This window comes from Phytohabitans flavus, from assembly GCF_011764545.1.
Classification (GTDB): Bacteria; Actinomycetota; Actinomycetes; order Mycobacteriales; family Micromonosporaceae; genus Phytohabitans; species Phytohabitans flavus.
The window spans coordinates 6,180,898-6,192,090 of sequence record NZ_AP022870.1; the positions used below are offsets into that span (position 1 = coordinate 6,180,898).

The following is an 11,193-nucleotide window of genomic DNA, read 5'->3' on the forward strand; positions in this document are numbered from 1 at the left end:
CCGTCCGCGTCATCGGAGAACGCCTTGCAGAGCCCGTCCGGTGCCAGCCCGCCCTGCCGTGTGAAGCCGGCGAAGCTCATCGGAGTGGCCATGACCGTCGCGCCACCGGCGACGGCGAGAGAGCACTCACCGCCCCGCAGCGCCTGCGCGGCCCAGTGCAGCGCGACGAGGGAGGAGGAGCAGGCGGTGTCCACTGTGACCGCCGGGCCTTCGAGGCCGAACGTGTACGACAGCCGGCCGGAGATGACGCTCGCCGCCAGCCCGGTACCAGCGTGACCCTCGGTGTCCTCATGGGACGCCAGCACCAGGTGGGCATAGTCCTGGCCGTTGGTGCCGACGAACACGCCGGTCTGGCTGCCGCGCAGTGCGGCCGGGTCGATCGAGGCGCTCTCGAACGCCTCCCAGGTCGTCTCCAGCAGCAGTCGCTGCTGCGGGTCCATGGCCAGCGCCTCGCGCGGCGAGATGCCGAAGAATGCGGGGTCGAAGTCGGGCGCCCCGTCGAGGAAGCCGCCGCGCTGGGTGGCGCTGTGGCCGGGGCCGTCGCCGGCGAGCGCGCCGAGGTCCCAGCCCCGGTCGGTCGGGAAGTCGCCGATGACGTCGCGTCCCTCGGCCAGTACCCGCCAAAGGTCCTCGGGTGTGGCGATGCCGCCGGGGAACCGGCAGGCCATGCCCACGATGGCGACCGGCTCGTCGGTAAGCACCGTGGCGGCGACGGGGCGCTCGGCAAGCCGCCCCTCGCCGAGGAGTGCGGCTAGCAGGTATTCGGCGAGCGCGCGCGGGGTCGGGTAGTCGAAGACGAGCCCGGCGGGCAGCGCGAGCGCGGTCACGGCGGTGAGCTGGTTGCGTAGCTCGACCGCGGTGAGCGAGTCGATGCCGAGGTCGCGGAACGCCTTGTCCGGGCTGACCGCCTCCTTGCCTGCGTGGCCGAGGACACCGGCGGCGTACCCGCGCACGAGGTCCAGCAACGCTTCCACCCGCTCGGCGGCCTCGAGCCCGCGCAGCTGCTGGACCAGCTCGGAGGCGGCCGTGTCGGACTCGCTCCGGGCAGCCTCGACCGCCTCGATGGCGCGCCGGGCGGCCGGCAGGTCGGAAAGCAGCGGGCTGGGGCGCAGGCTCAGCAGCGCGGTGAGCATCTGCGGCTGCTGGAGGTCCGCGATGACGACGGTCGGCTCGGAGTCGGTGACGACCTGCCGCAGCGCGGACACGGCCAGCGCCGGGTCGAGCGCGGCTCCGCCGCCGCGCCGCCGCGCGTCCTCCACATGGGCCTGGCCGGCCATGCCGTCGCCGGCCCAGGCACCCCACGCGATGGAGGTGGCCGCGAGGCCGAGGGCGCGACGGCGCTGGGCGATCGCGTCGAGTGCGGCGTTCGCGGCCGCGTAGTTTGCCTGGCCCGGGTTGCCGACGGCGCCCGCTGTCGAGGAGAAGAGTGCGAAGACGGCCAGGTCGAGGTCGCGGGTCAGCTCGTCGAGGACCAGCGCGGCGTCCACCTTGGACCGGAACACGGCCGCGAACCGCTCGGCGGTCAGCCCGTCCAGCATGCCGTCGTCGAGTACGCCGGCCGCGTGTACCACGGCGCTGAGCGGCTGGTGAGCCGGGATCGCGGCCAGTACGGCGGCCACGGCGTCACGGTCGGCCGCGTCACACGCCTCGACCGTCACGTCCGAGCCGAGCGCGGACAACTCCTCCACGAGCGCGGCCACGCCAGGGGCCTGCGTGCCCCGCCGGCTCAGCAGTACGAGCCGGGCCGCGCCCCGCTCAGCCAGATCGCGGGCGACGTGCGCGCCGAGCGCACCCGTGCCGCCAGTGATGAGTACCGTCCCGGTCGGCGTCCAGCCGTCGCCCCGCTCTGCCGGTGGCGCGGGCACGTACCGGCGGCCGAACGCTCCAGTGGCCCGGATCGCCACCTGATCCTCGCCGGAACCGGCGAGCACCGCCGCGAACCGCTGTGCCGCCCGCTGGTCGAGCTCCGCAGGCAGGTCGACGAGGCCGCCCCAGCGGGCCGGTTGCTCCAGCGCGGCGACGCGGCCGAGGCCCCAGAGCGCGGCCTGCGCCGGGTCGCCCGGTGCGTCTCCCCGCCCGGTGGATACGGCGCCGCTCGTCACCGTCCACACCGGAGCGTCGATGCCAGCGGCGTCGAGGCTACGGAGCAGGTCGGCCGTGGCGGTGAGCCCCAGCAGCGAGACGACGCCCTGGAACCGGGTCCCACTACTCGACAGCTCGCTGCCCGCCGGGACGACGACCGCGCTCGGTCCGATCGCCGCGACCACCGCCTCGGCCCGCGGGTCGCCTGCGGGTGCGACGACGAGCCAACTGCCGGTCAGCGTCGAGCCGGAGAGACCGGTGAGCGGCTTCCACCACTCGCGGTAGCACAGGGAGTCCACGCTGGACTCGACGCGGCGCCGGGCCCGCCAGGCGGATAGCGCGGGCACGAGCGCCGCGAGCGTCTCCCCGTCGAGCCCTAGCGCGCCGCTCAGCGACTGGACGTCCTCCCGCTCGACGGCGAGCCAGAACGCGGCGTCGACCGGGTCCTCCCCCGCTACGAACGCCATGCCGGCCGTTTCCGGCCAGAAGCGCTGGTGCTGGAAGGCATACGTCGGCAGGTCCACCCGCCGCGCGTCGGCGCCGTCGAACGCCCGCGCCCAGTCGACGGCGGCACCCGACACGTGGAGCCGGCCTAGCGCGGTGAGGAAAGCCTCCTCCTCGGACCTGTCCTTGCGCAGGGCCGGGATCCCGCCGGTCAGCGCGGAAAGCGACCCGTCCGGCCCGATTTCGAGGAAGGTGGACCCGTCCAGGGTCGCGACCGCGTCGGCGAAGCGGACGGTGTCCCGTACGTGCCTGACCCAGTACTCAGGGTCCGTCACGTCCCCGCTCGCCACCAGCGGTATCTGCGGCTCCGCGAACGAGAGCGAGGCGACGACCGCACGGAAGTCGTCCAGCATCGGCTCAATCAGCGGCGAGTGGAACGCGTGCGACACCCGCAACCGGGTCGACCGCTCGAAGCGGGCCGCCACCGCGAGTACGGCTTCTTCGTCGCCGGCGATGACGACGTTCGACGGCCCGTTGACCGCCGCGATCGACACACCCTCGGTCAGCAGAGGCAGGACCTCGGACTCGGCGGCCCGCAGTGCCACCATCGCCCCGCCGGCCGGCAGCGCCTGCATCAACGATGCCCGCGCGGTGACGAGACGGCAAGCATCCGGCAGCGACAGCACACCCGCCACATGCGCCGCCGCGATCTCACCGATCGAATGACCCGCAACATGGTCCGGACGCATACCGAACGACGACACCAACCGGAACAGCGCCACCTCGACAGCGAACAAAGCCGGCTGCGCCCAACCGGTCCGCTCCAGCAGGTCCGGATCCGAACCCCACATCACATCCCGCACACCCGGAACCAGCCGCGCCAGCACCTCGTCCAACGCCGACGCGAAGACCGGGAAACGGGAGTACAGGTCACGGCCCATACCCAGCCGCTGCGAACCCTGACCGGAGAAAACCATCGCGAGCGGGCCGGGCCGTGCGGCGCCGCGGGCCACCTCGGTCGCACCGTCCTTGGTGGCGAGCAGCACCGCCCGGTGCTCGAACAGCGCCCGGCCGGCCAGCGACAACCCCACGTCCGCGCGCGGCAGGTCGATGTCGCGGAGCCGCTCGATCTGGGCATCGAGGGCCGCATCCGACTTGGCCGACACCGGCCACGGGACCACTGCGGGCTGATCGGGGGAGCGGGGACCGGGTTCGGGGCGGCAGCCTCCAGGATCACGTGCGCGTTCGTGCCGCTGAGGCCAAACGACGAAACGCCCGCCCGGCGGGGCCGCTCCACCGCGGGCCACTCGGTCGCGGCCACGGCCAACGCGATCGATCCCGCGCTCCAGTCCACATGCGACGACGGCGCGGAGACGTGCAGGGTCTGCGGCAGCACGCCGTACCGCATCGCCAGGATCATCTTGATCATGCCGGCGACACCGGCGGCGGCCTGGGTGTGACCGATGTTCGACTTGATCGAGCCGAGCAGCAGCGGCCCCTCCCGCTCTTGTCCGTATGTGGCGAGCAGTGCCTGCGCCTCGATCGGGTCGCCCAGCGGGGTGCCGGTACCATGCGCCTCGACCGCGTCCACGTCGGACGGCGTGAGGCCAGCGTTCGCGAGCGCCTGCCGGATGACCCGCTGCTGCGACGGGCCGTTCGGTGCGGAGAGGCCGTTGGAGGCACCGTCCTGGTTGACCGCCGAGCCGCGCAGCACCGCCAGGATCTCGTGGCCCTGCCGGAGCGCGTCGGATCGCCGCTCCAGTACGAGCACGCCGACGCCCTCGGACCAGCCGGTGCCGTCCGCGTCGTCGCTGAACGCCTTGCACCGCCCGGTCGGCGTCAGCCCACCCTGGCGGCCGAAGCCGGCGAAGTTCATCGAGGTGGACATGACCGTGACGCCGCCCGCGAGCGCCATGGTGCACTCGCCGCCGCGCAGCGCCTGGGCGGCCAGGTGTACGGCCACGAGCGACGAAGAGCAGGCGGTGTCGACGGTGAGGGCCGGCCCTTCGAAGCCAAACGTGTACGAGACCCGGCCGGAGATGACCGCGCCGGCGAGGCCGGTGCTCGCGTGCCCCTCCATGTCCTCGGCTGACTGGAGCATCAGGTTCGAGTAGTCCTGCCCGCTGGCGCCGATGAACACGCCGGTGCGGCTGCCGCGCAGGCGGGTGGCGTCGACGCCGGCGTGTTCCATCGCCTCCCACGCCGCCTCCAGCAGCACCCGCTGCTGCGGGTCCATGGCCAGCGCCTCGCGTGGGGAGATGCCGAAGAAGCCGGGGTCGAAGTCGGTGGCGTCGTAGAGGAAGCCGCCCTCGCGTACCGCGCCCTTGCCACCGCCCGCGAGCATGCCGAGGTCCCAGCCACGGTCGGTCGGGAACGCGGAGATGGCGTCGCCACCGGCGAGGAGCAACTGCCACAGGTCGTCCGGGCCGCGGACGCCGCCGGGGTACCGGCAGCTCATGCCGACAACCACGATCGGGTCGTCGGTGAGCGCGGCCGCGTCCGGCGCGACGGTCACGACCTCGCCGGCGCCGACAAGCTGTTCCAGCAGGTGCACGGCGAGCAGCGCCGGCGTCGGGTAGTCGAATACGAGCGTCGCGCTGAGCCGCAGGCCGGTGGCGGCGGCGAGCCGGTTGCGCAGTTCGACGGCGGTGAGCGAGTCGACGCCGAGCTGCCGGAACTCCCGCTCCGCCTCGATGCCGTCGGCGGACGCGTGGCCGAGCACCGTGGCCGCCTCGTCGCGGACCAGGTCGGTGACGAACCGTACCCGCTCGGTCTCCTTCATCTCCGCGAGCCGCCGGCCGAGCGCGGCGCCCGCCTGGCTCGCGCCCGCCGCGGTCCGCCGCCCGCTGCGGAACAGGCCGCGCAGGATCGGCGGTATCCCGGCCGGTGCCGCAGGCCGTCCACTCTGGAGTCCGACCGGTACGACTACCGCCTCGTCCACGCCGGTCGCGGCGTCGAAGAGCGCGAGGCCCTGCGGCACGGTCAGCGGCGGCATGCCGGAGCGGGCCATCCGCTCCATGTCCGCCTCGGTGAGGCTGCTGGTCATGCCGGTGTCCTGGGCCCACGCGCTCCAGGCGAGCGAGTGCGCTGGCAGGCCCTGGCCTCGGCGGTGGGAGGCGAGCGCGTCGAGGAACGCGTTGCCGGCGGCGTAGTTCGCCTGGCCGGGGCTGCCCATGACACCGGAGACCGAGGAGTAGAGCAGGAAGCCGGCGAGGTCCAGGTCGCGGGTCAGCTCGTGCAGGTGCCAGGCAGCGTCCACTTTGGGCTTGAGCACGGCGGCGAGCCGCTCGGGCGTAAGCGCGCCGACCACACCGTCGTCGAGGACGCCGGCGGTGTGTACGACCGCGGTGAGCGAGTGCGCGGCCGGCACCGCCGCTAGTACGGCGGCGAGGCTGTCCCGGTCGGAGACGTCGCAGGCGGCCACGGTCACGTCGGCGCCGAGGCCGGCAAGCTCCTCGCGGAGCGCGGCGGCGCCGGGCGCCTCGATGCCGCGCCGAGAGGCGAGCACGAGGTGGCGCGAGCCCTGTCGCACGACATGGCGGGCCAGCTCCGCGCCGAGCCCGCCGGTGCCGCCGGTGATGAGCACCGTGCCGTTGGCGTCCATGACCCGCGGCATGGTGAGCACGATCTTGCCGACGTGCTTGGCGAGGCTCATGAAGCGGAACGCCTCGCGGGCCCGCCGCACGTCCCAGCTCGCGATCGGCAGCGGCCGCAACACGTCCCGGCCGAAGAGCCCGACGAGATCGACGAGCATCGACTGGATGCGCTCGGGGTCCACCCAACCCAGATCGAAGGCGTGATAAGCGATTCCGGGGAGGCTGGCGGGGTCGCGGATGTCGGTCTTGCCCATCTCCAGAAACCGCCCGCCGTCGCCGAGCAGCCCCATCGACGCGTCCACGAACTCGCCGGCGAGGGCGTTGAGGACGACGTCCACTGTGGGGAACCGGGACGCAAAGTCGAGCGTGCGCGACGAGGCGATGTGCGCATCGTCAAGGCCGAGCGAGCGAAGCACGCCCCACTTGCCCTCACTCGCGGTCGCGAAGACCTCGGCGCCAAGGTGCTGGGCGACCTGGATCGCCGCCATCCCAACGCCGCCCGCGCCGGCGTGGACGAGGACCTTCTCGCCTGGACGCAAGCCGGCGAGGTCGTTCAGTGCGAAGTAGGCGGTCAGGAAGACCAGCGGCACGGAGGCGGCGGTCTCGTCCGTCCAGCCGTCGGGTGTCTTCGTCAGCAGCTGTTCGTCGGTCACGCCAAGCGGACCGAACCCCCGAACAACATGCCCATCACCCGGTCACCCGGCCGCAGCCCAGACACCTCCGGACCCACCTCAGCCACCACACCAGCAGCCTCAGAACCAAACAAACCCGCCTCACCCGGGTACATCCCCAACGCATTCAACACATCACGGAAATTGACCCCGGCCGCACCGATGCGCACGCGCACCTGCCGCCCGGCCAACGGGCGGGACGCCTCCGGGCACGGGGTGAGTGCCAGCCCGTCCAGGCTGCCCTTGCGGGTGCTGTCCAGCCGCCACGGGACGCCGACCGGCGGAACAAGGCTGTGCCCGGACGACAGGCGGGCGAGCCGGCCGACGCGGGCAACGCCGCCCCGGACCACCGCCTGTGTCTCACCCGCCGCGGCAAGCAGGGCGAGCTCGTCGAGTACGGCCGGCGACGGGTCGGCGTCGTCCAGGTCCACGAGGAAGAAACGGCCGGGATTCTCGCTCTGCGCCGACCGCACGAGACCCCACACCGCCCCTGCGGCCAGGTCGCGCACCGGCTCGCCGTCTACAGGCACGGCGCCGCGGGTCACGAGCACCAGGCACGACTCGGCGAACCGTTCCTCCGCGAGCCACTCCTGCACGGTGGCGAGCACGGACGCGACGGCCTCGTGGACCACCTCCGGGCCGGTCACCTCGCTCCCGCTCACCGGGAGCACGGCCAGGTCAGGCGCCTCCGCCAGGTCGGCCAGCGTCGATACGGTGTGCGCGCTGACCGCCGCGAGGTACGGGATCGGCGCGCTGGCCACCGCCGCCCAGTGGGCACCCTCGGCGGAGCCCTCGACCGGCTCGGTGACCCAGTCGAGTGCCAGGAGCGAGTCGCCCTCCCGCCCGTTCGCGACAGGTCCCGCGGTGGCCGGGCGGAGCGCCAGTGCCTCGACCGCGATGACCGGCGCTCCCTCGACGTCGACGGCGGTCACCGACACGGTGTCGCCGCTGACCCGGGCGAGCCGTACGCGCAGCGCGGTGGCGCCCGAGGCGTGTAGCGATACGCCGCTCCACGCGAACGGGAGCCGGCCCTCGTGCGCGGCGTCCGCGTCGAGGTGCATCCCGGTGTGGAGGGCGGAGTCGAGCAGTCCAGGGTGGACGCCGAACGCGGTGGCGTCCCGCACGTCGTCGGGGAGAGCCACCTCGGCGAAGACCTCGCCGTCTCGCCGCCACGCCGCACGGACACACCGGAACGACGGGCCGTACACGAGCCCGCTCTCGGCGAACCGCTCGTAGAACCCGTCGAGGTCGACCGGCTCGGTGCCGGCCGGCGGCCACACCGAGGTGTCCATGGTGGATATCCGGACCGCACCGGTGGCGACAAAGCCGTACGCGTGCTGCGTCCACGCCTCGTCCGGACCGTCCGCCGGGCGGGAGAAGACGCCGACCGGGCGGCGGCCGGTGTCGTCAGGCGCGCCGACCCACACCTGTACCGCTACCGCACTCCGCTCGTCGAGCGCCAGCGGCATCGCCTGCGTCAGCTCGTCAACCCGGTCGCAGCCGGCCTGGTCCGCAGCGCGCATCGCGAGTTCGAGCACGCCGGCGCCGGGCACGATGACGGTGCCGTGTACGACGTGGTCGGCCAGCCACGGGTGGGTGGCGAGCGAGAGCAGGCCGGTCATCACCAGCTCGCCGGAGCCGGCGACCGTCATCGCGGCGCCTAGCATCGGGTGCTCGGCCGCCGACAGGCCCAGCCCGGTGGCGTCGCCCGCGCGCACGGACACCGCTGGCCAGAAGCGCTCGTGCTGGAAGGCGTACGTGGGCAGGTCCACCCGGCGCGCCCCGGTACCGGCGAAGAGCGGCGCGAGGTCCACTGTGGCGCCCGTGACGAAGAGCCCGGCGAGCGCGGCGACCGCGGCCACCTCCTCGCCACGGTCCTTGCGCAGCATGGGCACGGCGGCGATCGGGCGCTCCACCTCGGCGAGGCACTCCTGTGCCAGTGCGGTCAGCACGCCGTCCGGCCCAAGCTCGAGCAGAGCGCCGACGCCCTCGGCGGCCATGGTCCGTACCCCGTCGGCGAACCTGACCGTGTCGCGCACGTGCCTGACCCAGTACTCAGGGTCGGTCACGTCGCCGGCCGCGACAACCGGGATCTCCGGCGAGGCGAAGCTGAGGCCGCGGATGGCCATCCGGAACGCGTCCAGCATCGGGTCCATCAGCGGGGAGTGGAACGCGTGCGACACCCGCAGCCGCGTGGTCTTCGCGAAGCGGGCCGCGACCGCCGCCACGGCCTCCTCGTCACCGGCGATGACGACGGCGGACGGCCCGTTGACGGCGGCTATCGAGACGCCGTCGCCGAGCAGCGGCGCCACCTCGGCCTCGGACGCGCGGACTGCGACCATCGCGCCGCCCGTTGGGAGCGCCTGCATCAGCGCCGCGCGTGCCGATACGAGTACGCCGGCGTCGGCGAGCGACAGCACGCCGGCCACGTGGGCCGCCGCGATCTCGCCGATGGAGTGTCCACCCACGACATCCGGGCGTACGCCGAACGACTCCGCCAGCCGGAACAGGGCTACCTCGACGGCGAAGAGGGCCGGCTGTGCGTACCCGGTACGGGCCAGCAGGTCCGCGTCGTCGCCCCACATCACCGTGCGGACCTCTGGGTCCAGGTGGGACAGCGCCTCGTCGAGTGCGGCGGCGAACGCCGGGAACCTGTCGTAGAGCTCGCGGCCCATGCCCAGCCGCTGCGAGCCTTGGCCGGCGAAGAGCACGCCGAGCTTCGTGCGCCCCGGCGCGGTACCGGTCACGACCCCCGGCCCGGTAGCGCTGGCGACCCAGGCACTGAGGGCGTCCCGCAGCGCACTCCGGTCCGGCGCGACGACCGCGAGCCGGTGGGTGAGGCGCGCGCGGGTGGTCGCCAGCGAGAGCGCCAGGTCCGACCCGGCCGCCTCCGGCTTTCGGTCCAGCTGGGCCAACAGCGCGGCTGCCTGGTCCCGCAGCGCGTCGGCGGTCCGACCGGAGAGCAGGAAGGGCAGCACGCCTGTCGCGGTCGGCGGTGGCTTCTCGTCGGCTGCCGGTGCCCGCTCGACGATGACGTGCGCGTTGGTGCCGCTCACGCCGAACGACGAGACGCCCGCCCGCCACGGCCGGTCCACGTCCGGCCAGGCTGACTCGGCGGTCAGCAGCGAGACGGACCCGGCTGACCAGTCCACGTGTGACGAGGGTGCGTCGACGTGCAGCGTCTTCGGCACCAGGCCGTGTCGCAGCGCCTGCACCATCTTGATGACCCCGGCCACGCCGGCCGCGGCCTGGGTGTGGCCGATGTTCGACTTGATCGAGCCGAGCAGCAGCGGCCGCTCCCGGTCCCGCCCGTACGTCGCGAGGATGCTGCGCGCTTCGATCGGGTCGCCGAGCGGCGTACCCGTACCGTGTGCCTCGACAACATCCACGTCGGACGGTGCGAGGCCGGCGGAGGCCAGAGCGTCGCGGATGACCCGCTGCTGCGCGCGGCCGTTCGGTGCGGTGAAGCCGTTGGAAGCGCCGTCCTGGTTGACCGCCGAGCCGCGCACGACGGCGAGCACCTCGTGCCCGTTGCGCTGCGCGTCGGAGAGCCGTTCGAGGAGCAGCAGGCCGACGCCCTCGGACCACCCGGTACCGTCTGCCGCGTCGGCGAACGCCTTACAGCGGCCGTCCCGCGCCAGCCCGCCCTGCCGGCTGAATTCCAGCAGCGGCCCAGGCGTCGCCATGATGTTCACGCCGCCGGCCAGCGCCAGCGTGCACTCGCCGGTACGCAACGCGTGTACGGCCAGGTGCATCGCGACGAGTGACGAGGAGCATGCGGTGTCGACGGTGAGCGCCGGCCCTTCCAGCCCGAGCGTGTACGACAGCCGCCCAGATGTGGCGCTCGCCGCGATCCCGGTACCGACGTCGCCAGTGGCATCGTCGAGCGAGCGCATCATCAGGTACGCGTAGTCCTGACCGTTGGTGCCGACGTAGACGCCGGTGCGGCTACCGCGCAGCCCGGTCGGGTCGATCCCCGCCCGCTCCAAGGCCTCCCACGCGGTCTCCAGCAGCAGCCGCTGCTGCGGGTCCATCGTGAGCGCTTCTCGCGGCGAAATGCCGAAGAAGCCCGGGTCGAAGTCGGCGACGCAGCTGAGGAAGCCGCCCTGCTGGCTCACGGCCATGCCGCGCTCGTCGACCTCGCCCGTGCTGAGCACGTCGACGTCCCAGCCCCGGTCGGTCGGGAACCCGGACATCGCGTCGCGGCCGCTCGCCACGAGCTCCCACAGGTCCTCTGGAGAGTAGACCTCGCCGGGGAAGCGGCAGGCCATGCCGACGATCGCGATCGGCTCGGTGGCGGCCGCCACGAGCTGCCGGTTTTGCCTGCGGAGCCGCTCGCTCTCCTTCACGGCCGCCCGCAGCGCCTCGACAACCTTCTCGCTGGAGGTATTCATGCTCAA

2 protein-coding genes and 2 pseudogenes are annotated in these 11,193 nt (G+C 73.3%); all 4 read right to left on the reverse strand.

The features are described 5' to 3' along the window. Nucleotides 1-5 precede the first annotated feature (5 nt). Nucleotides 6-1,277: pseudogene (locus Pflav_RS49355) on the reverse strand (type I polyketide synthase); the annotation flags it as partial. Between the two features lie 69 nt (nucleotides 1,278-1,346). After that, nucleotides 1,347-3,467, reverse strand: a pseudogene (locus Pflav_RS49360) (SDR family NAD(P)-dependent oxidoreductase); the annotation flags it as partial. Beyond that, the gene (locus Pflav_RS44140) at nucleotides 3,377-6,775 is read right to left on the reverse strand and encodes a type I polyketide synthase (protein ID WP_232071962.1); all 3,399 of its coding nucleotides are present in this window, start codon (nucleotides 6,773-6,775) and stop codon (nucleotides 3,377-3,379) included. The pseudogene Pflav_RS49360 and the gene Pflav_RS44140, both read right to left, overlap by 91 nt. Next, the gene (locus Pflav_RS26925; protein ID WP_173039190.1) at nucleotides 6,772-11,187 is read right to left on the reverse strand and encodes a type I polyketide synthase; all 4,416 of its coding nucleotides are present in this window, start codon (nucleotides 11,185-11,187) and stop codon (nucleotides 6,772-6,774) included. Before Pflav_RS26925 ends, Pflav_RS44140 begins: the two co-directional genes overlap by 4 nt. Between the last annotated feature and the right edge of the window lie 6 nt (nucleotides 11,188-11,193).

Excerpts from the sequence above, each read along its gene's own strand:
- Pflav_RS26925 (WP_173039190.1), bottom strand. The coding sequence starts at position 11,187 with ATGAATACCTCCAGCGAGAAGGTTGTCGAGGCGCTGCGGGCGGCCGTG.